Source organism: Roseateles terrae (assembly GCF_014192155.1).
In the GTDB taxonomy this organism is placed as follows: domain Bacteria; phylum Pseudomonadota; class Gammaproteobacteria; order Burkholderiales; family Burkholderiaceae_C; genus Roseateles; species Roseateles terrae.
This window is the reverse complement of the sequence record NZ_JACHXO010000006.1, coordinates 136,871-158,303: the sequence shown is the minus strand read 5'-3', so window position 1 is coordinate 158,303 and position 21,433 is coordinate 136,871. Positions and strand designations below refer to the sequence as shown.

The following is a 21,433-nucleotide window of genomic DNA, read 5'->3' as shown; positions in this document are numbered from 1 at the left end:
TCAGAAACAGGTCCTTGGAGACGGTCCGGCCGATGTCGTCAAGGCTGGGGCCGGTTGGGAGGCGGGGTGGCCGGAACGTCCAGGTTCAACTGGAGGTTGCGTTCGATGGACAGGGTCCAGCCCTGGCTGGCGCTCAAGCCGATCTGCATCGGCCGCGGCAGCTGGGTCGTGTCCAGTTTGTAGCTGAACTCGAGGTAATAGCTGCCATCGTCCTCGATGTCTTTGGCATCCGCCACCCGCCAGCCCGACACGCCGCGCAGGGACGCCACCGCATCGTCCAGCGTGTCGAAGCTCTGGTGCAGACCGCCGGTGCTGACCCGGTACTGTCGGGTCAGGGGTTGCCAGGTCAGCCGCCAGGTGCGGGTGGCCTTGGCGATCCGGGCGTCGCGCCAGTACCAGCGGTTGCGCAGCACCTGCACTTCCGCCACGAAATAAATCGCCACGCCTTTGAGCAGCGCTTCTTCCGCCGGCCGGGGCAGCTCGAATCGGCTGCTGAAGCTCAGGGCAAGTCCGTCCTCCGCGCGTTCCGCATGCAGCTGTTGCAGCGTCACGCCCTGGGCCAGGGCCCAGGCGTGCAGGACCAGCAGCGCGCCGACCAGGGTCAGGCGCCGCGACCATGTACGCAGCAGAACGAACGGACTCAACAGGCTCACGCGGACGGCAACTTCTGGAGCAAGGCGTAGAAGAAGCCGTCGGTCACGGCCGCAGTGCCTCGCAGTGGATGTTGCGAAGCATTGTCAGCGAGCGGGAGGAGGTGGCCGGCTCCGCGGGTGAACAGACGCAACCGCGCATCGCCATGGCGTTGCAAAAACGCGTCGATTTGATCCTGCCCTTCCGCCTTGAAGACGGAGCAGGTGGCGTAAAGCAGCCGGCCGCCGGGCTTGAGCACCGGCCACAGGGCGTCCAGCAGTTCGGACTGGATCTGGGCGAGCGCCGGGATGTCGGTCGCACGGCGCAGCCAGCGCACATCCGGATGCCGGCGGACGATGCCGGAGGCGCTGCAGGGGGCATCCAGGAGGATGGCATCCAGCGGCTGGCCGTCCCACCACGACTTGACGTTGCGGGCATCGGCTGCCTTCACCCGGCCGTTCAGCTTCATCCGGTCCAGGTTCTCGCGGACCCGCTCCAGCCGCTTGGCGTCGGTGTCCAGCGCGAGCAGATCGAGCCGGTTGCCCGCCAGTTCCTGCAGATGGGCGGTCTTGCCACCCGGGGCGGCGCAGGCGTCCAGCACCCGGGCGCCGTCGCCCAGGACCGGCCAGATCTCGCCAGGGGCCAAGTCTTGCGGGGTCCGCTGACCCAGCAGCAGCGGCGCGGCCAGTTGCGCCGAGGCGTCCTGGACCGACGCCTCTCCCTCCGCAAAGCCGGGCAAGGCCTGGACCGGTCGGGGCTCGTCCAGCACCAGCGCCTGCGGGAACAGGTCGCCGGCCGGCTCGGCCGCGATGCCAGCCTCGGTCAGGCGCTGCAAGTAGTGCTCGACGGTCCCTGAAGCGGGATTGACCCGCAGCGTCATCGGCGGCCGCTGCTGGTTGGCCGCGAGCAGGGCCTGCCAGTGATCCGGCCAGTCGCGCTGCAACTGCTCCAGCCACCAGCGGGGATGATTCCAGGTGGCGATCGGGTCGTCCTTCAGGGACTCGACCAGTGCCTCGCGCTCCCGCAGGAAGCGCCGCAGCACCGCATTGACGAAGCCGGCCTGCTTGGGCGTGCGGCGACGCGCTGCGTCCACCGCCTGATCCACCAGCGTGTGTTCTGCGTATGAGGTGTCACCAGGCCAGAGCAGCGCCAGGGCGGTGACCAGCAGGGCATCCACCTTGGCCGGTGGCGCCTTGGGTGCCAGGCGGGCGCGCACCGCCTGGACAGCGCCCAAACGGCGCAGCACCGTGAAGCTCAAGGCCTGGGCGCCGGGCCGCAGTTCCGCGGCGCAGCGACCCAGCCAGTCGGTGAGGGAGTGGCCGTCACGCACGGCCTGGACCGCATCGGCACTGGCGCTGAGCAGCCGATGGAGCGGAGGAGAGGAGGAATGGGGGGTAGACACCGGCGAAGTTTAAGGGGTGGCCATCCCGCGCCGACGCTCTTGTACGCCCTACGGATCACAATGACATCATCCCGCAGGGACAATATCCCGGCAGACTCTCGCACGGCGGCGCTTGGCGCCACCTTGTTTCGACCGACCTTTACCTTCGGGACACGCCTCATCGCGCGCCCCCTTCATCCATGACAGGCACCCCCACCCTGAGCGCCGAGGCCTTGGCGGCCCTGCCCGCGTCGGACCGCATCCGCTACCGGCTGGTCCATGCCAAGAAGCGTTATCACGCCAACGACAACATCGCCGACTTCCTGGAGCCGGGGGAACTGGAGCAGCTGCAGGCCGAGGTCCAGGCCAAGATGCAGGACGTGCTGCAGGCGCTGGTGATCGACACCGACAGCGACCACAACACCCAGGAAACCGCCAAGCGGGTGGCGAAGATGTTTGTGCGCGAGGTGTTTGCCGGGCGTTATGCCCAGGCGCCGTCGGTCACCGAGTTCCCGAATGCGGAGCGGCTGAACGAGCTGATGATCGTTGGCCCGATCACCGTGCGCAGCGCCTGCTCGCACCACTTGTGCCCGATCATCGGCAAGGTGTGGATCGGCTTGCTGCCCAATGAGCATTCCAATCTGATCGGCCTGTCCAAGTACGCCCGGTTGACCGACTGGATCATGAGCCGTCCTCAGATCCAGGAAGAAGCGGTCACGATGCTGGCCAATGAACTGCAGGACCGGGTGCGCCCCGACGGTCTGGCCATCGTGATGGATGCCGACCACTTCTGCATGCACTGGCGTGGCGTCAAGGACATGGAATCCACGATGATCAACAGTGTGATGCGCGGCGCCTTCCTGAAGGACCCCAACCTGCGCCGGGAGTTCCTGTCGCTGGTGCGCAAGAGCTAAGACTGAAAGAGGACCCCATGCTTGTTCGTCTTGTTTATGCCAGCCGCGCGCGGCGCGACCTCAGTGCCCACGACCTGCAGGACATCGTGCGCCGCTCCCGCGAGCACAACACGCACGAAGGCATCACCGGCCTGCTCTGCCATACCGACGGGGTGTTCATCCAGGTGCTGGAAGGCTCGCGGGAGGCGGTGAATGTCCGCTACAAACGCATCGTGATGGACGAGCGGCATGACCAGTGCACGCTGATTGCGTACGACGAGATCGGCGAGCGGCGGTATGCGGGCTGGTCGATGGGGCAGGTCAATCTGCACCGGTTGAATCCGGCGCTGCTGCTGAAGTATGGCGAGACCCAGCGGCTGGATCCATTCCGCATGACCGGTCACGGGCTGACGACGCTGTTCGACGAACTGGTGGCCGCTGGCGCGATCGAGTGCCATTGACGCCCTGAGGTGTTGACGCGGCGGGTAGCTGATCGTTGCTCTCCACCCTCGCGCCTACATGGCGGACGGATGGGCGGGCGGCGCCGCGTCTTCCCTTAGCCGACCGGACCCGACCCGAGCCGAGCCGACCCGAGCTCATGTCGGGCCAATGACCCTTGGCCATTGGCCATCGGCCATCAGCGCCTAGCCCAGCATGTCGTGCCAAAGCGTGCGGGCCCAGTGCCAGGCGTAGCGCGATTCCAGTTCGCTGGGTCCTTCCGAGACACCGCCCGAACCCGGCACCACACGGTAAGTTCGTTCCTGCGGCAGGTAGCGATGCACACTCGCCACATGGATCACCTGCGCGCCATCGACATGGCTGTAGCAGGTGTTGGTGAGCATCGGGGACTCGTCCGGCGCCACGCCGGCCAGCTGACTGAGGATCGCCGCGGCGGCCACCTTCGCCTGCGCATTGGCCATGTGGCCGCTTTTGGGCATGGCGGGGGCCACCTGGATGGCATCTCCAATCACATGCACGTTGGGTGCGAGGGTCGATTCAAAGGACCGGTAGTCGACCGGGCACCAGCGTCCCGGCCCTGGGCCGACCAATCCCGCAGCGCGCGCAATCGCCCCCGCGCGCATCGCAGGCAGCACATTCAACACATCCGCGCGCTCGGGTGACTGCAATTCAAACCGCACGGTGCCGCCCGCGCCGGCTGAGCCAATCGCGCCACCGGCACCACCGGCACCACCGGCACCACCGGCACCACTGGCACCACTGGCGCCGTCCGCCTTTGCGCCCGCAGTCTCCACCGCCACCGCCTTGTGCAGCGGTCGATACTCCAGCAGACCCGCATATCGCTCCGCCCACACGCGACGGAACAGCGCCGCCTTGGAGGTGATGTCCGGATTCGCGTCCAGCACCAGCAGCTTGCTGCGGGGTTTCGCTTTTTTCATCCAGGCCGCCACCACGCTGGCGCGTTCATAGGGGCCGGGCGGGCACCGGTAAGGCGCCTCGGGAATCGTCAGTGCAAACACGCCGCCGTCGGGCATCGCCTCCAGCTGTCGGCGCAGGGCCAGTGTTTCCGGGCCGGCTTTCCAGGCTTGCAGGATCAGTCCGCTGGCATGGGCCGATTTAAGGCCTTGAACGCTACCCCAGTCCAGATCGATGCCGGGCGAGACGATGAGGTGGTCGTAGCGCAGCGGGTCGCCGCGGGAGAGCAGCACCAGGCGGCGCTCGGTGTCGATGTGGGTGACGGTGTCCTGCACGCGGCGCACGCCGATGGCGTCGAGGGTGGCCATCGGACGGGTCAGCGCGTCCATCGACGTGAATCCGCCCAGCACCAGATTGGAGAGCGGGCAGGAGACGAAGTCGGACTGCGGATCCACCAGCACGACGTCCAGCGTGTGGCCCGACCACAGCCGCAGATAACGCGCTGCGGTGCTGCCGCCAATGCCACCGCCGACGACCACCACGCGCGCACGGCGCCAACGGCTTTCAGGGCTGGGCTGGGCGTGCGCTTGAGCGTGTTCTCCAGCCTGAGCCTGGGCTTGGGCTTGGGCTTGGGCTTTGGCTTGGGCTTTGGCTTGGGCTTGGCCTTGGCCTTGGCCTTGGCCTTGGCCTTGGCTCTGGCCTTGCCCTTGCCCTTGCCCTTGCCCTTGCCCTTGCGCCAATGGCCCCAGTGCCAGTGCACCGCCAGCCCGCAACCAGTCGCGGCGGCGCATCATCGACGGACTCTCTCAGTGGCGACCGGCTGAGCTGCGAAGTAGCGTGCCAGCAGATCGATCTGGGTATCGTCATAACCCTTGGCCAGTTGCGGCATCACGGTGCCGGGGCGGGCGCCGGACTTGAACGCACGCAGCGCGGCGGCGATCTCTGTCGCGGGGCGGCCGGCCAGGCGGGGCAGGGCATCGTCTGCGGTGCTGCGACCGTCGGTGCCGTGGCAGGCCGCGCAGGTGGCAGCCAGCGAGCGGGCCTTCAAGTCGGCGCTGAGGGTCTCCGTCGATGTTCCCGACGGGGCGCCCTGCGAGGCGCGTGGCGATGGGGCCCGGGCCGAGGGAGTCTGCGCGTCGGCATGTGGCGCAGCCGCCGTGGATGCCGATGCCAACGCCGATACCGACGCAGATGCCAACGCCCACGCCGACTGGGCCCATGCTGTCGGCATGGAGGGGGTCAGCGCGGCGCCAAGCAAAGCCACGCACCAACGCGACTTGCTTGGTGGGCGTCTCAGCCCCGCCGGATGAGGATCATCGCTACACGTCAGCACAGGCATCCATGCTCCCGACTGCGCCTGATACGGCGCACTGTCGATGCAGTGTAGGGAAACCGGCGATGGGCGGCCAGCACCAGCGTGCGGATGAGTGCGGCGCTACTGGGGCGCTGAATGACCGACACGGGCCGATGGCGAGTTCGACGGGGATGCGAGTGCCAGTGCGAGTGCCAGTGCGAGTGCGAGTGCGAGTGCGAGTGCCAGTGCGAGTGCGTGTCTGTGGACTCAGGTGGGTCCAGGGATGCAGTGCGAGCCCCGCAGGCTCGGTTTACAGGCTCCGCGACTCCGAGAACCCGAAGAAGCTCACCAGCACCCGCGTCGGGAACTGCCGCACCGCCTCGTTGTAGGTCTGCACCGCCTGATTGAACACCTGCCGGGCGAATGCGCGCTGCCGGTCCACCAGCTTGAGTTCGTCCACCACTGCATACAGCTCGGCATCGGACACCAGCTCCGAATGATGCTCCACCAGTGAAATCAACCGCGTCAGCGCCGCCCCGTGCACCGCCGAGGTGATCGCCAGTTGCGCAATCGGATCGGCCGCATGGGGCTTGGCCCGCACGGCCTGCGCCGCTGCCAGAGCCTCGGTCTGCGCGGCCGCCAGGGCGTCAATGCTGGCCTGTTCGCTCGGCAGCCGCTCGCGCAGATGGCCCAGCAGCCGCTCCCCCAGCGCAGCGCGGCGCGTCAGCGCATCGTCCAGCTGGGTAAACGCCTTGCCGATCTCATTGCGCAGCAGCATCACCCGGTTGTAGGCGCCGATGCCCCAGAACAGCAGCACCGCACCGATGACCCACAGGGCCCGCTCCCAGAACACCGTCACGCTGGCTCCTCAACGACCGCTGGTGCGGGCCTGGATGAATTCCTGATAGCCGCGGGCCCGCAATTCGCAGGCCGGGCAGTGTCCACAGCCCCAGCCCCAGGCATGACGGGTGTCCCGCTGGCCGAGGTAGCAGGTGTGGGTGTGCTCGATGATCAGCTCGTTCAGCGGCGCGCCGCCCAGTTGCTCCGTCAGGGACCAGGTCTGCGCCTTGGTCAGGAACATCAGCGGCGTGTCCAGCGTCATCGGCGTGTCCAGGCCCAGGCTCAAGGCCACCTGCAGCGCCTTGAGCGTGTTGTCGCGGCAATCGGGGTAGCCGGAGAAGTCGGTCTCGCACATGCCGCCCACCAGCACCGAGGCGCCGCGGCGGTAGGCCAGCGTTGCCGCGAAGGTCAGGAACAGCAGGTTGCGGCCCGGCACGAAGGTGTTGGGCAGGCCGTTGGCCTGGAGCTCGATCGCCCGCTCCTGCGTCAGGGCAGTATCGGAGATCTGGCCGAGCAGGCTCAGATCCAGCAGATGGTCCTCGCCCAGCTTGCTCGCCCAGGCCGGGAACTGCTCGCGAATCTTCTGGCGCACCGTCTGGCGGCAGTCCAGTTCGATGCGGTGACGCTGGCCATAGTCAAATCCCAGCGTTTCCACTTCCGCGAACCGGTCCAGGGCCCAGGCCAGGCAGGCGGTGGAGTCCTGACCGCCGGAGAACAGCACCAGCGCCTTGCGGCTGGACGCAGTCACTGCAGGCGGCAGCGCGGGCGCCGACACCTTGCTCGGTGCGGGCGCAGGCGCAACAGGCGCAACAGGCGCAGAGGGGGAAGCAGGGGTGGACGGCAGATCGGACATGGCAGCACAGGGCGCAAGGCGTCGCAGGCCTTGCCGGTGCGACGGTGCGCCGGGGCCTGCCACGGACCTTGCAAACAAAGGGGGTCCCCGCCGGACGGCGAGGCAGGTTCTCAGTGTACCGGCAGGGCTCTTTGGCCTTGTTACTGGCGGATTTCGCCTTGACCCAGCACCACCCACTTCATCGAGGTCAGCCCTTCCAGGCCCACCGGACCGCGGGCGTGGAACTTGTCGGTCGAGATGCCGATCTCGGCGCCCAGGCCATATTCAAAGCCATCCGCAAACCGTGTGCTGGCATTGACCATCACGCTGGCCGAGTCCACTTCCCGCAGGAAGCGCATGGCGTTCACATGCAGCGTGGTGAGGATCGCGTCCGTGTGATGCGAGCCATGGTGATTGATGTGGGCGATGGCCTCGTCCAGGCTGTCCACCACCTTGATGCTGATGATCGGCGCCAGATATTCGGTGTCCCAGTCGGCCTCGGTGGCCAGGGCCAGTTTGGCATCCGGCACTTCCAGCAGCGCGGCAAAGGCCCGGGTGCAGGCACGCATCTCCACGCCCTTGGCTGCAAAGATGCGGCCGATGCGGGGCAGGAACGCGGCCGCCTGGTCCACATGCACCAGCAGGGACTCGGTGGCATTGCAGGGGCTGTACTTCTGGGTCTTGGCGTTGTCCACCACCACCAGCGCCTGCTCCAGATCGACCTGCGCATCCACATAACAGTGGCAGTTGCCGTCCAGATGCTTGATGACCGGCACCCGGGCGTCGCGGCTGATGCGCTCGATCAAGCCCTTGCCGCCGCGCGGAATGATCACATCCACAAAGGCCGGCATCGCGATCAGCAGGCCGACGGCGGCACGGTCGGTGGTGTTGATCAGTTGCACCGCTTCGGCGGGCAGGCCGGCCTCTTCCAGGCTCTGCGCCACCAGCGCCGCCAATGCCAGATTGCTGTGCAGCGCTTCGGAGCCGCCGCGCAGGATGCAGGCATTGCCGCTCTTGATGGCCAGCGAGGCGGCCTCGATGGTGACGTTGGGCCGGCTCTCGTAGATCATGCCGAAGACCCCCAGCGGCACCCGCATCTGGCCGACGCTGATGCCGGTGGGGCGACGCTTGACGCCGGTGATTTCGCCGATTGGATCGGGCATGGCGGCGATCTGCTCGCAGCCCAGCGCCACCGTGTCCAGCGTTTTGGCATCCAGCCGCAGGCGGTCCACCAGGGGGGCGTCCAGGCCAGCCTCGCGGGCGGCGGCCAGGTCACGTTCGTTGGCGGCGGCCAGGGCCGGGCCGCTGTCACGCAGACGGCGCGCGAGGGCCAGCAGGGCCTGGTTCTTGGCGGAGGTGGGGGCGGCAGCCATCAGCGTCGCGGCGCGACGTGCAGCCTCGCCCACGCCGTTCATGTAGGCAACGAGGTCGGTCATGGTGAGATTCTGAACCATGACGCGACGCCGGGGCCCGCCCAGCAAAAAGCCCCTGGCCCGCATCCATCGAAAGCCGTCAGGAGAGGCTTCGTCAGGAGGAGGGACAAGGGCCGGGTGCGGCGAAGCAGCCCGCCGAGGCATGCCGCTCAGGACGCCGACGCCGACGCCAGCACCACGGCCGGAAGGCGACGCCCCGCTCAGGGCGCCGCCGGCCGTGAGCCGTTCGTCAGGGCTTGGTGGGCGCCGACGCGGGTGCTGCGGGTGCGGCCGGCGCGGCCGGTGCCACGGGCGCGGCCGCCGGCAGCAATGCGCCATTCACATCCCGGATCTCCAGCGGCTGGCGGCCCCAGCTCTGCAGTTGCGGCAGCACCTTGGCCTGGTCACCCACGGCCACCACGATCAGACCCGCCGGGTCCACGTAGGTGCGGGCCGCCTGCAAAGCGCTGGCCGCCGTCACCGCGTTGTACTTGCGCGGCAGGGAGGTGATGCTGTCCAGCGGCTGGCCCAGCGCCCATTCGCTGGCGTAGCTGGATGCCACGACGCGATTGGTGTCGAACAGGCCCGGCAGGGCCAGCAGCTGCGCATTGCGCACCCGGTTCAACTCGGCCGGGCCCATCGGCTTGGCGCGCATGCCCTCGATCTCCTTGAACATGTCGGACAGTGCCGGACCGGTCACATCGGTGCGCACGCTGCCGCGGACGCCGAAGCTGCCGCTGTCCCGGTTCATCGAGAAGCCGGAGTACACGCCGTAGGTGTAGCCCTTGACCTCCCGCAGCTGGGTGTTGATGCGGGACGTGAACAGCCCGCCCATCGCGGCATTCATCACCTTGATGTCGGCGGCCTGCGGCACACCGGCCTTCGGCCCGGGGGCTACAACGGCCAGGGCCGTCTGTGGCGAATTGGGCTTGTCCACCAGCACCACGCGGGCGGCCACCGGCTTGGGCGCCGCAGCAGCCAGGGTCGGCGCGGCCGAAGCCGGCTTCACCCAGCCGCCGAACAGCTTCTCGGCCAGCGGCTTGAGGTCCGCTTCGCTCATGTCGCCGGCCACCACCAGCGCGGCTTCGTCCGGGCGGTAGTGGGTCTGCCAGAACTGGCGCAGCTGGGTGGGATCGGTCGCCTGGATGGCAGCTTCGGTGCCCAGCCCGTTCTCAGCCAGCGGATGCCCGTCGCCGTACACCACGCGATTGCCCACCAGTGCCGCCACGGCCGGTGCCTGTTCCCGTTGCTGCGCCAGCGCAGCCAGGCGCACGCCCTTCAGGCGGGTCACCTCGGTCTCCGCAAAGGCCGGGTTCTGGGTCACATCGGCCAGCAGGGCCAGGCTCTGCGCGAAATTCCGCTTGAGGCTGCTCACTTCCACCCGGGCTTCATCCCGGCTGGAGCTGCTGGCGAGCGTGGCGCCCAGGCTACCGGCCTCGTCAGCGATCTGCTGCGCGCTGCGCGACTGGGTGCCCTGCTCCAGCATGGCGGCGGTGAAGCTGGCCAGGCCCGGCTTGTCCTGCGGATTGGCCGACTGTCCGGCGCGCACCACCAGCGTGGCGCTGGCCAGCGGCAGGCCGGGGTTGCCCACATGGATGACGGTCAGGCCGTTGGAGAGGGTGAAGCGGTGGCCGTCCGGCAGCGTCAGCGGCTTGGCCTTGCTGCCCTTGGGCTGGGTCTTGCGCCAGGCTGCATCGGCATTGAGCGATTCACGCTCGCCCTTCCCAGCCTTGGTGGGCATCGGGGGCGTCGGCACTTCTGCCGCCAGCTTCTGCTCGCCCGGCGTGGCGTAGACCACCACCCGTGCCTGCTTCTTCAGCTGCTGAGCGACCGCGTCCCGCACCTGCGCGCCGGTCATGGCCTGGTAGCGGCCCAGGTCCTTGGCGATGTAGTTCGGATCGCCAGCCTGCTGGTTGTAGTAATTGATCTGGTCGGCCAGTCCCTGCAGCTTCTCCAGACGGGTCAGCAGACCGGTCTCGATGGCGGCGCGGGCGCGGCCCATTTCTTCCGGTGTGGGCGGGTTCTGGGCGAGATCGGCGACCGCATCGTCCACCAGCTTCTCGATCTCTTCCAGTGACTTGCCCGGACGCGCCACCACTTCGATGCCGAAGACCGAGCCCAGCGACAGCGAATACTGCTGCACCGACACCGACTGGGCCAGCTGCTTGTCATACACCAGCGTCTTGTAGAGACGGCTGGACTTGCCACCGCCCAGCACATGCGAGGCCACATCCAGCTCGGCGTCACCCGGCTGGAAGACGGCAGGGGTCTGCCAGGCGATGTTCAGGCGGGACAGCTCGATGCGGTCGGTCACCGCAATGCGCTTTTCTTCGGTGATTTTGGGCTGCGGCACCTGCACCGGCGGCACCGCGTCTCCGGCCTTGAGCGGGCCGAAGTACTTCTCCACCAGCTTGCGGGCCTCAGCCGGATTGAAGTCACCGGCCAGCACCAGGGTGGCGTTGTTGGGGCGGTAGTACTTGCGAGCGAAGGCCTTCACATCGTCCAGGCGAATGGACTGGATGTCGGCATGCGAGCCGATGACCGAGGCGTAGTAGGGATGGTCCTCCGGATACAGCGCATGGAACAGCGCTTCTTCCACGATGCCGTAGGGACGGTTCTCGACCGACTGACGGCGCTCATTGCGCACCACGTCCTGCTGGTTGGCCAGTGCCACCGAATCGACCTCGTCGATCATGTAGCCCAGCATGTCGGACTTCAGCCACAGGCCCAGCTCCAGCTGGTTGGAGGGCAGGGTGAAGAAGTAGTTGGTGCGGTCGAAGTCGGTGGAGCCGTTGGAATCGGTGCCGCCGGCGGCGTCGATGATCTGGTCGGCCTGGCCGCGCGGGATGTGCCGCGTGCCGGCAAACATCAGGTGCTCGAACAGGTGGGCAAAACCGGTCTGGCCCTTGGCCTCATTGCGGGGGCCGGCATGCACCCACAGGTTGAAGGCCACCAGCGGCAGGCGGTGGTCTTCCACCAGGATCACCTCGAAGCCATTGGCCAGCTTGACCTTCTCCAGCTTGACCTGCAACGTGCCCCCGTCGGCGCTGATGGCGCTGCCAGGTTGGGCAGGCGTGGCAGCCCAGGCGGAGGCGGCCCCCAGTCCGCCCACATTCAGGGCGGCCCAGACGGCCAGGGTCAGAGTCTTGATGCGCATGACAGGGATCCCGCAGGACGGGGAAGTGATGTGAAAGGACGCACCCTACACAGGCGCAGCCGCGCCCACAAGTGCGGGAAGCAAGAGGGGCGGCGTGTCGGTACCGGTCCCGCGGATCAGGGACGGGGCGTCGGTGCCAGTGAACGGCACATCCAGAGCTGATGCAGCGGCAATGGCGTGGCACCGAGGTCCCGCAGGCACTGGCCTCCCAGGTCATCCCGCTGCAGTTGCGGCACCCGCAGGCGTCGCTGGGGATAGACCCGGGCCAAGGCCTGGATCAGGGCGGCGGCGTCCCGTGGATCGGGGGCGACAAAGCTGTTCACCATTACGGTTTCGTCGGCCAGGGTGAACACGACCTGAGCGGTTTCAGAGGCATCCGCGGTGCGGATCTGCCAGGTGTGGGCCTCGGCGAGGTGCTGCAGGGACGCCCGGGTCACCTGGAGCGGCAGGTCGGGCCAGCGGTGTTCGGCGGCGTCGAGCCAGTCCAGGGCTGTGGCTAGGTCCACGGACTGCGGAGCTTCCTTCGAGCGGTCGCCTTCGCGAACCTTGTGGATGTCTTGCAAACCGGTCAGGGCTTGCGAGGCGCTGAAGGCCGCAAGCTCGCCCTGCCAGCCGTACAGCGGATGGAGAGTCTCGAAGCCGCGGCTTTCATACAAGCGTCGTGCCCGCTCGTTTTGCGCAAACACTTCCAGCTCCACCGCCTGTTGTCCCTGCGTGGCCGCGCGGAACAGGAAGTCGTCGAGCAGTCGGCCCGCAGCACCCGTGCCACGCGCCTGCGGGCGGGCGCCCATCGTCGCCAGCCGCCAGCGGCGGTGCAGCGGCCGCTCGGCCACCAGCGCAAACGCCAGCGCCTGACCGGCGGCATCGAACGCCACCCGCGACAGCGGCAGCGTCGCACCTTGCCGCGCCAGGAAGGCTGGCCACTGGCTCAGCGGCACTTCAAAGGGACCGATCAGGTAGTCGGCAAAGGCCTCCCGAAACAGCGCATGCAGCACCTCCGCCGGCACCTGGTTCGCCGGACGGAGATCGAGGGTGTTGCCGCTGCTCATCGTCCCAGCCACACCGGAATGGCCAGCCACAGCGGCGCGGTGAAGGCAAACAGCAGCGTAGCCACCACCACAGCGCCGGACGCTTCCTGCTCCAGCGTGCGATAGCGCTGCGAGAACATCATGGCATTGGAGCCCGGCGGCAGCGCGGCCATCATGACGATCACCGCCAGCCCCAGGCCCGACAGTCCGAACACCCAGTGGGCCACCACCAGCACCAGCGCCGGTTGCAGCAGCAGCTTGACGACCAGCAGGCCCATCATGTCCCGCCAGGCGCGCGGCCAGCCGTAATACGACAGCGACATGCCGATCAGCACCAGACACAGCGGTACCACCGCGCTGCCCAGCATCTGCAGCACTTCATCCAGCACCCGCGGCAGGGCCAGCCCGGTCAGGTTCCAGGCAAAGCCGGCCAGCACCGGCAGCACCACCGGATGGATGATGGTGTTGCGCATGGTGATGAACAGCATGGACCACAGGCTGGCGCCGGTCGCATGGTGACGGGCCAGGTCCGACTCCACCAGCACCGTGGCCAGGCTCAGCAGGGTCAGCGCATGCAGGCTGACGATGGTGATGTGCACCGCCAGGCCGTCCTCACCAAACACCCCGGCCACCAGCGGCACGCCGACCTGCAGGGTGTTGCCGAAGCAGGCGGTGATGCTGCGCACGGCGGGCACGGCGGGGTTCTCCGGGCGGCGGGAGCGCTGCCACAGGTAGACGCCCAGCAGTGCCATCACCACCGGGGCAAAAAAGGCGGCAATGGTCAGCCAGGGCAGGGTGTGGAAGTCCACCCGCGCGGTGGTGCGGAACATCAGCGCAGGGACAAACAGATAAAAGGCCAGGTTGGACAGCACACGGGCGGGATCGTTGTCGCCGCCGGCCTTGCCCAGCCAGCGCATGTGTCCGACAAACCAGCCCATGGCCGCGGCGATGAAGATCGCCAGCAGCTTGGAGAACAAGATGCCTGTCATGGCGCCGAGTATGCCGGTGCGCGGCCTGGCACCCGGGGCCGACGCGCGGGACGGTGCGGGCGCCGCACAGGCCGCACAGGCCGTACAGGCCGCACAGCGGCGTCACCCACGCCGGGGCGTGATGGCGTCCGGGTCGGCCGTTGGGCGGTTCGATTCGGAAGGGTCCCGCCGACCCTCAGGACGCCAGGGGCAGCTCCAGCGCAAAGCTGAACCGGCTGCCCTTGGCCGGGGCGGTTTCCACATCGATCATGCCGCCCATCAGCTTCACCAGCTGCTGGCTGATCGCCAGGCCCAGTCCGGTGCCCCCGGCGCGACGCGATTGGTCCGCCACCTGCTCGAACGGCTGGAAAAGACGCTGCACCTGTTGCGGCTCCATGCCGATGCCGGTGTCGGTCACGCTGAAGCGCAGCACGATGCTGCTGGGCCCGCGGGCGACGAGGTCCACCGCCAGGCCGACACGGCCCCGGTCAGTGAACTTGACCGCATTGGAGAGCAGGTTCAGCAGCACCTGACGCAGCCGCTGGCCGTCGGCGCGCACCCGGGCGGGCAGTTCAGGATCGAGGGCCACATCAAAGGCCAGGCCCTTCTCGGCGGCGCGCGGGCGCATCGACTCGCTGCACATCTCCAGCAGGGCGCGCAGGTCCAGCGGGTTGAGCTGCAGGGTGAGTTTGCCAGCCTCGATGCTGGCCACGTCCAGCAGGTCGGTGATCAGCACCAGCAGATGCTCGCCAGACTCCCGCATCAGCCGGATCTTGGACTGCTGGCTGTCGGTCAGCGTCTTGTCCATCTGCAGCAGCTGCGCAAACCCCAGGATGGCATTGAGCGGCGTGCGGAACTCATGGCTCATCGTGGCCAGGAAGCGGCTCTTGGCCTGGTTGGCGGTCTCGGCCCGCTGCTTGGCTTGCGACAGCTCCACCGTGCGCTCGGTCACCAGCTCTTCCAGATGGTCCCGATGCTGGGTCAGTTCCTGCTCGGCCATGCGGCGCTGGGTGATGTCACTCACCAGGCCTTCAACCCGGGAGGCGCCGCCGTCCTGCACCAGATGCAGGCTCAGTTCCATCCAGAGGTCGCGGCCGTCCCGCGTGGTCACCAGCAGCGGCACCTGCTGCAGCAGGCGGTGACGCCCGAGGGCGCGCGCCAGCCGACGGTATTCGTCAGGCTCGATGCGCACCACCCGCCGCAGCGTCAGGTGTTGCGCCTGTTCCGGCTGCTGCAGGCCCAGCATATGGGCCAGAGCCTTGTTGATCCGCAGCAGCCGGCCATGGCCGTCCGCCTGGAAGATGCCTTCGGCGGCGTTCTCGAAGAGGCTGCGATACCGCTGCTCGCTGCTGCGCACGCCTTCGGCGAAGGCCTGCAGCTTGGCGCTCATCGCATTGAGCTGATCGGTCAGGTCGCCGATCTCGTCGGCATGTTCCGGGGTGATCTGCGCGCCCAGTTCGCCGCTGGCGACCCGCTGGGCCAGACCCCGCAGGCGGGAGACCGGACGCTCCACCAGCCGACGCACCAGCACATAGCTGGTCAGGCCGATGGCCAGCAGCACCGTGGCCAGCAGACTGGCGACCAGCCGCCGCGTCTCGCCGACGCGCTGATCGATGTAGGCGCGGGTATAGACAAGGGTGGCGCGACCCAGCGCGCCGGCGGGACCGTTGTCCACCCCGGAGCGGTGGCTGAGCTCGAATTCCATCGTCTCCGGACGCACCGCCGGGGTGGTCCGTTCCCGGCGCAGGGTTTCGAGGCCGGGGGCGGTCAGGGTGATGGCATGGACTTCCGGATCGGCCATGACCGCATCCAGCAGTTCGGACAATGCGGCGCTGTCCAGGTTCCAGACCGGTTCCGCAAAGCCGCGGGCGACCAGCTGGGCCATGCGGCGCTGGCGCTCCTGCAGTTCGGCGTCCAGTTCCCGCTCGTGGCGGTTCACCCAATACAGGCCGATGAGACCCACAAGAATGGTCGCACTCAGGCTGAGCGCGGCCACCAACCGTGTCTGGATGCTCAGCGTCGACCGACCCATGCACTCTCCCTATGCCTCACCGCGCAGTGTCGCAAAAAAATGGGCGTCGACGGACGTTCTCAAGCCCCCCAGGCGATGGACTGTCAGAGGTCGGTACTGTCAGGCGCGGCCCGGTCGGTCCCGAGTTGGCGCCAGGTGCGCTCCAGGTCGGACCGGGGCTGCAGCAAGTCGGCGGTGGACCGGTGGAGCGGCCTCTCCAGCAGCGCGGGCAGGCGCCGGTGGCGAGCGTCGGTCGGCAGGGAGTGGCCCTTGGAGATGGATGCCAGGTCGAGATCGCGTCCCAGGTCGAGCTCACCCGCGGGCGCAAGGGCGGATGGGCCGGTCACGGCTTTTCGAGGGGCCTGCCCCTGGATTGCTGCAGCTTGGTGCGAGGTCTTGTGCCGTTCAAAGGCGGAGAGACACGCCCACAAGGTGTCCAGTGTCTCCTGGCAGGACTCAAACTTGTCGCAACGGTTGAACGCTCCCAGCAATGTCGCCAGGCGTTGGTGGTAATACCGCGTCTCGTCTCCAGGAGGTGCGTTGCAGAGCGCGAGCTTGATGGCGTTGTGAGTGACCTGCCAACGGAGCATGACGCCAGCCAGTCGGGAATGATCGACCTCCTGCAGCAGACGTCCCATCGCCTGCGTGGACTGCAGATGCTGGATCAGCGCTCCCTGCATCAGACGGGGGACGTCGCCCCGGAAGGCCTCGGTGCGGAGCCAGCGCTCGATGCGGCCTTCCAATCGTTCATGCATCCGCAGTCGCTCGGCCACGGTGTCTCGCAAGACCGGGCCAAGCCGTTCGGTCGCCTGCGCGAGGTGCTTCTGCTCGTCCCGCGCCAGTAGGAACAGATTCCGGGCCAGTTCACGGCTGGGCGGCTCTGTCAATCGGTGCATGGCCTCGGACATGGCCTGTGCGGACGCCGCAGGGTGAGGCGAGAGCGCCTCAGGCGACAGCGTTTCCGGCTGCAGCAGGTCCTGCAGGACCTGCGTGGCGTGCACGAGTTGGGCGTGGGATGGGGAAGGGACATCAAATCGCATGGCGGCTGACCGAGAGGTGATGTCCCCTCAGTCAGCGGCGGGTGCGATCTGGATCCGTGCGGTCAGGAGTCGGCCGTCGTCTTCTTGGCAGCGGCCTTGCGGACCACCGTCTTCTTCGCGGGTGCCTTCTTGGCTGCAGCGGTCTTGGTGGCAGCCTTGGATGCGGGCTTGGCTGCCGCAGCCTCCGCCCCCTCGTCACCGCCCCCGGCCCGTGCCGCCGCCGACTTGCGGGCCGGCGGAGCCCCCTTCCCGGCCCGTGGTTCAAACTCGAACACCACCTTGCCTTCCTTGCGGTCGTAAGTCAGGTAGGCCTTGAACTTGCGGCGGGTCTTGTTGGAGACGAAGTTCTCCAGCAGATCGGTCTTGCCGTGCTCCAGCAGCTTGCCCATCTGAGCTGCCTCAATCGGCTGCTGCAGAATGATCTTGCCGCTCTTGAAGTCGCAGGCGATGTGGCTGCCCACTGCATGCTCGCAGACGTAATTGGAGCCGTGGTCGAACACCCGGCCATTGCACTTCGGGCAGTGACCCAGCGGCGTCTGGCCGCTGAAGTCCACCGGCTCGCCGGATTCTTCGGCCTTGCGCGCGTCCTCGCCGAAGTCGAATTCCAGCTTCCAGTTGTCGATCTCGCTGTCGAACACCAGTGCCAGCTCGGCGGTGAAGGGCCAGCCGGCCTTGGAGCGGAAGCCTTCCAGCGGACCGACCTTCTTCTCGCGCAGAAAGGTCTCGACTTCCGGCAGCTCGAAGCTGCGACCGCCCGGAATCTTCGGGATGGAGAAGCCGCACTCGTCGCCGTGACCGGTCTTGCCGACGCAGGTGAAGCGGCGGTAGTTCTCCTTCACCACGCCGCCGCACTTGGGGCAGGGTGTTTTCAGGGTGGCGTAGTCACCGGGGATGGTGTCGCGGTCGTATTCCTTGGCCTTTTGCACCACGCGCTGCGTCATGGCGGCGATCTCGGCCATGAAGGCTTCGCGCTTGAGTCGGCCCTTCTCCATTTCGGAGAGCTGGAATTCCCAGTTGCCGGTCAGCTCGGGCTTGGTCAGTTCCTCCACGCCCAGGCCGCGCAGCAGCGTCATCAGCTGGAAGGCCTTGGCGGTCGGAATCAGCTCACGCCCTTCGCGCAGCATGTACTTCTCGGCCAGCAGGCCTTCGATGATGGCCGCGCGGGTGGCTGGCGTGCCCAGGCCCTTCTCGGCCATGGCTTCGCGCAGTTCGTCGTCGTCCACCAGCTTGCCGGCGCCTTCCATGGCGGACAGCAGCGTCGCTTCCGTGTAGCGGGCCGGCGGCTTGGTCTGCAGGGCCTTCACGTCCGCGCTTTCGGTGCGCACCATTTCGCCGGCGGCCACCGGCACGAGCATCGCGCCGCTGGTGCCCGGCTCGGCGTTTTCGTCGGTGGCTTCCTTGCCATATACCGCCTGCCAGCCCGGCTTGACCAGCACCTTGCCGTTGGTCTGGAAGCTGAAGGACTTGCCGGCAGCCTTCACCGTCGAGATGCGGGTGGTGATCTGGAACTCCGCCGGCGGGAAGAACACCGCCAGGAAGCGCTTGACGACCATGTCGTAGAGCTTGGCTTCCGCCTCGGTCAGGCTGGAGGGCGTCTGCAGGGTCGGGATGATGGCAAAGTGGTCCGACACCTTGCTGTTGTCGAACACCTTTTTGGTGGGCTTGATGTAGCCGTTGTTCAGCGCCGTCCGTGCATGCGGAGCCAGGGCGCGCAGCGGGCCGGGCAGGTCCGCGTCGGCAATCATCTCCGCGGTCTGCCTGGCGACGTTCAGATAGTCTTCCGGCAGGTATCGCGAGTCGGTCCGGGGGTAGGTCAGGACCTTGTGTTTTTCGTACAGTGCCTGCGCCAGCGACAGCGTCGTCTTGGCCGAGAAGCCGAAACGGGAGTTGGCTTCGCGCTGCAACGTGGTCAGGTCATACAGGCCAGGGCTGGCCTGGGTGCTGGGCTTGGACTCTTCCGTCACCGACGCAGGCTGACCGCGCACCGCAGCCGCAATCGCCTCGGCTTCCTGCTGGGTCCAGACGCGGTCGGCGCGCTGCTCGGGGTCCTGCTCGTTCTTCTTCCAGGCGGGGTCGAACCACTTGCCTTCGTACTGGCCCGCCACGGCATCAAAGGTGCCGCGGATTTCCCAGTAGTCGCGATAGACGTGCTTGCGGATCTTCTCTTCCCGCTCCACCATGATGGACAGCGTGGGCGTCTGCACCCGGCCGACCGTGGTCAGGAAGAAGCCGCCGTCGCGCGAATTGAACGCGGTCATGGCGCGGGTGCCGTTGATGCCCACCAGCCAGTCGGCTTCGGAGCGGCAGCGGGCGGCGTCGGCCAGCGGCAGCATCTGCTGGTCGCTGCGCAGCGCGTCAAAGCCATCGCGAATGGCTTGCGGCGTCATCGACTGCAGCCAGAGGCGCGACACCGGTTTCTGGATCGGTGCCTTGGCCGAACCGGCGTATTGCACGATCAGGCGGAAGATCAGCTCCCCTTCGCGGCCCGCGTCACAGGCATTGATGAGCGAGGTGACGTCCTTGCGCTTGATCAGCTTGACCAGCGCGTTGAGCCGGCCTTTGCTCTTGTCGATCGGATTCAGATCGAAATGCGGCGGAATGACCGGCAGATGGGCAAAGCTCCATTTGCCGCGCTTGACGTCGAATTCCTCCGGCGCCTTGATCTCCACCAGGTGGCCCACGGCGGAGCTGACGATGTACTGGTCGTTTTCGAAGTACTCGTCGTGCTTCTCGAATTTGCCCGATTGCGGGGTCAGGGCACGGACGATGTCCTGCGCCACCGAGGGCTTCTCCGCGATCACCAATGCCTTGCTCATGTGCTTTTGCTTCTTTCCTGTCGAAGGCGGCGTCCGAACGGTCGAAACGCCTGCCTACAATCCGGCCTCGCGCGTACACGCGCGCGCACCCATGATTTCAATGTAACGGACTCGCTCCATGCCGCAACAAAGCCCCGACACGCGTCCGCCCCGCTCCACCCTCAAAGCGGGTGAAGCCCCCCGCAAGGGTAACCGCGCCCCGGGCTCGTCGTCCGGCCGGTCCCGAATTCAGGTGCGGGCCTCCGGTGTGCATGGCCGCGGCGTGTATGCCCTGACCGACATCCGGGCCGGTGAGCGCATCATCGAATACAAAGGCGAGCGGATCGACTGGGACGAGGCCCTGCGCCGTCATCCGCACGATCCGGCCCAGCCAGACCACACCTTCTTCTTCCACCTGGAGGAGGGCGGCGTCATCGATGCGGCGGTGGATGGCAACCATGCCCGCTGGATCAATCATGCCTGTTCGCCCAATTGCGAAGCGCGGGAAGAAGAGGGGCGGGTTTTCATCCATGCCCTGACGGATATTTCCCCCGGCGAAGAGCTGTTTTACGACTATGGTCTGATCATTGACGAGCGCTACACCGCCAAAGTGAAAAAGCGGTTCGAGTGTCGTTGCGGCAGCCCGAGCTGTCGTGGCACGATGCTCGCGCCCAAGCGCTGAGGCGCTGCGCAGATCCATCGACACCTTCCATCGACATCCTTCACCACCGGCACCGGGCCGACCTGCCACCGCCGCCTTCCAAGGCCGGCCCCAGGCAGTGAACGGCCCTGGCACCGGGACGATCAAGACTCTTTCTCGAGGCGATGCAAGAACATCAACAGTGGGGCGTTGAAGCCCTGTGGCAAGACCTGGAGCCGCTGCTGCCCGGCCTGAGCATCGAGGTGCTGGCCCGGGTGGAATCGACCAACGCCATGCTGGTGGACCGGGTGCGACGCGAGAATGCCGCACCCGCTTCACAGCCGGGCGATGCTCGCACGGCTGATGCACGGGGAGACGGGCGGCAGGAGGGTCGGGCGGTGGCCGGATCCGAGACCCGCGCCTTCAGCCGCCCCGGAGACAGCCGTCCATACGGCCGCCGCCAGCACGATCTGCATCCCTGCCTGCTGGTGGCCGAGCATCAGACCCATGGCCGAGGCCGCCAGGGCCGCGCCTGGCACAGCACCGCGGGCGCCTCGCTGACGTTTTCCATCTTGCTGCCGCTGGAGGTGTCGGACTGGTCCGGCCTGTCGCTGGTGGTGGGGACGGCCATTGCCGAAGCCCTGGATCCGGACGGACAGCGCCTGCAGCTGAAGTGGCCCAACGACCTGTGGCTGGACCAGCGCAAGCTGGGCGGCATCCTCATTGAAACGGTGCCGGCCGGCAGCTCGCGCATGGCGGTGATCGGCGTGGGCCTGAACGTGTCCGACCGCGCCCGCGTGGCCGACTCGCAACTCAGCACCGGCTTTGCCTGCCTGCAGGAACTGTTGCCCGAGGTCACGCCGCCGCAGGCACTGGCACGTCTGGCGCCGGCGCTGCTCAAGGCTCTGGCCGGCTTCCCGGTGGACGGCTTTGGTGCCTGGCGCGAGCGCTTCGCCCGCCGGGACCTGCTGCTGGGCCAGTCGGTGACGGCCGGAGTGCTGGAAGGCACCGCAATGGGTGTGAGCGAGCGGGGCGAACTGCTGGTGCAGACACCGGCCGGGATGCAGCCGGTGACCGGCGGTGAGGTCAGCGTACGGTTGGGCGGCGGTGCCGCACCGGCCTTGAAGGGATAAACCGC

The 21,433-nt window shown here is 67.5% G+C and carries 17 protein-coding genes; 4 read left to right on the top strand and 13 right to left on the bottom strand.

Going from position 1 to position 21,433, the window contains the following annotated elements:
• Positions 1 to 38 precede the first annotated feature (38 nt).
• Together FHS28_RS16930 and rsmB are read right to left on the bottom strand one after the other, a co-directional pair.
• Positions 39 to 653: a DUF4390 domain-containing protein gene (locus FHS28_RS16930; protein ID WP_088453395.1), complete on the bottom strand. Its 615-nt coding sequence runs from the start codon at positions 651 to 653 to the stop codon at positions 39 to 41.
• Positions 650 to 2,032, bottom strand: a complete 1,383-nt coding sequence (rsmB, locus tag FHS28_RS16925) for a 16S rRNA (cytosine(967)-C(5))-methyltransferase RsmB (protein ID WP_088453396.1) — start codon at positions 2,030 to 2,032, stop codon at positions 650 to 652. Before rsmB ends, FHS28_RS16930 begins: the two co-directional genes overlap by 4 nt.
• 179 nt (positions 2,033 to 2,211) lie before the next feature.
• On the opposite strand from rsmB, the gene folE reads away from it, so the two are divergent.
• Both folE and FHS28_RS16915 read left to right on the top strand, forming a co-directional pair.
• Positions 2,212 to 2,925: a GTP cyclohydrolase I gene (gene folE / locus FHS28_RS16920; protein ID WP_088453397.1), complete on the top strand. Its 714-nt coding sequence runs from the start codon at positions 2,212 to 2,214 to the stop codon at positions 2,923 to 2,925.
• Positions 2,926 to 2,942: 17 nt separating this feature from the next.
• On the top strand, positions 2,943 to 3,365 hold the full coding sequence (locus FHS28_RS16915) for a BLUF domain-containing protein (protein WP_088453398.1): 423 nt from the start codon (positions 2,943 to 2,945) through the stop codon (positions 3,363 to 3,365).
• Between the two features lie 183 nt (positions 3,366 to 3,548).
• Here the strand turns inward: FHS28_RS16915 and FHS28_RS16910 are convergent, their stop codons facing one another.
• The 11 genes from FHS28_RS16910 to FHS28_RS16860 form a co-directional block, all read right to left on the bottom strand.
• Positions 3,549 to 4,820: an FCSD flavin-binding domain-containing protein gene (locus FHS28_RS16910; RefSeq protein ID WP_310736803.1), complete on the bottom strand. Its 1,272-nt coding sequence runs from the start codon at positions 4,818 to 4,820 to the stop codon at positions 3,549 to 3,551.
• 248 nt (positions 4,821 to 5,068) lie between these two features.
• Entirely contained in the window at positions 5,069 to 5,509 is a 441-nt protein-coding gene (locus tag FHS28_RS16905) for a c-type cytochrome (RefSeq protein ID WP_184295075.1), read from the bottom strand.
• Positions 5,510 to 5,882: 373 nt separating this feature from the next.
• The gene (locus FHS28_RS16900; protein WP_088453400.1) at positions 5,883 to 6,431 is read right to left on the bottom strand and encodes a LemA family protein; all 549 of its coding nucleotides are present in this window, start codon (positions 6,429 to 6,431) and stop codon (positions 5,883 to 5,885) included.
• 9 nt (positions 6,432 to 6,440) lie between these two features.
• Entirely contained in the window at positions 6,441 to 7,265 is an 825-nt protein-coding gene (queC, locus tag FHS28_RS16895) for a 7-cyano-7-deazaguanine synthase QueC (RefSeq protein ID WP_088453401.1), read from the bottom strand.
• Between the two features lie 140 nt (positions 7,266 to 7,405).
• The gene (locus tag FHS28_RS16890; protein WP_246410271.1) at positions 7,406 to 8,680 is read right to left on the bottom strand and encodes a glutamate-5-semialdehyde dehydrogenase; all 1,275 of its coding nucleotides are present in this window, start codon (positions 8,678 to 8,680) and stop codon (positions 7,406 to 7,408) included.
• Between the two features lie 226 nt (positions 8,681 to 8,906).
• Positions 8,907 to 11,813: a M16 family metallopeptidase gene (locus FHS28_RS16885; RefSeq protein WP_088453403.1), complete on the bottom strand. Its 2,907-nt coding sequence runs from the start codon at positions 11,811 to 11,813 to the stop codon at positions 8,907 to 8,909.
• Positions 11,814 to 11,929: 116 nt separating this feature from the next.
• On the bottom strand, positions 11,930 to 12,862 hold the full coding sequence (locus FHS28_RS16880) for a GNAT family N-acetyltransferase (protein WP_088453404.1): 933 nt from the start codon (positions 12,860 to 12,862) through the stop codon (positions 11,930 to 11,932).
• Entirely contained in the window at positions 12,859 to 13,830 is a 972-nt protein-coding gene (locus tag FHS28_RS16875; protein WP_088453405.1) for an AEC family transporter, read from the bottom strand. Before FHS28_RS16875 ends, FHS28_RS16880 begins: the two co-directional genes overlap by 4 nt.
• Before the next feature lie 175 nt (positions 13,831 to 14,005).
• On the bottom strand, positions 14,006 to 15,841 hold the full coding sequence (locus tag FHS28_RS16870) for an ATP-binding protein (RefSeq protein ID WP_088453406.1): 1,836 nt from the start codon (positions 15,839 to 15,841) through the stop codon (positions 14,006 to 14,008).
• A gap of 83 nt (positions 15,842 to 15,924) precedes the next feature.
• A complete protein-coding gene (locus FHS28_RS16865; RefSeq protein WP_184295072.1) occupies positions 15,925 to 16,860 on the bottom strand; it encodes a hypothetical protein in 936 nt (311 codons plus the stop codon).
• A gap of 62 nt (positions 16,861 to 16,922) precedes the next feature.
• Positions 16,923 to 19,676 carry a DNA topoisomerase III gene (locus tag FHS28_RS16860; RefSeq protein WP_088453408.1) on the bottom strand — a complete coding sequence of 918 codons (2,754 nt, stop codon included), beginning with the start codon at positions 19,674 to 19,676 and terminating at the stop codon, positions 16,923 to 16,925.
• 118 nt (positions 19,677 to 19,794) lie between these two features.
• On the opposite strand from FHS28_RS16860, the gene FHS28_RS16855 reads away from it, so the two are divergent.
• Positions 19,795 to 20,337 (top strand): SET domain-containing protein, encoded by a 543-nt coding sequence (locus FHS28_RS16855; RefSeq protein WP_088453409.1) that lies wholly within the window; start codon positions 19,795 to 19,797, stop codon positions 20,335 to 20,337.
• Between the two features lie 143 nt (positions 20,338 to 20,480).
• Complete coding sequence (locus tag FHS28_RS16850) at positions 20,481 to 21,428, top strand: biotin--[acetyl-CoA-carboxylase] ligase (protein WP_088453410.1); 948 nt, start codon at positions 20,481 to 20,483, stop codon at positions 21,426 to 21,428.
• Positions 21,429 to 21,433: the final 5 nt, after the last annotated feature.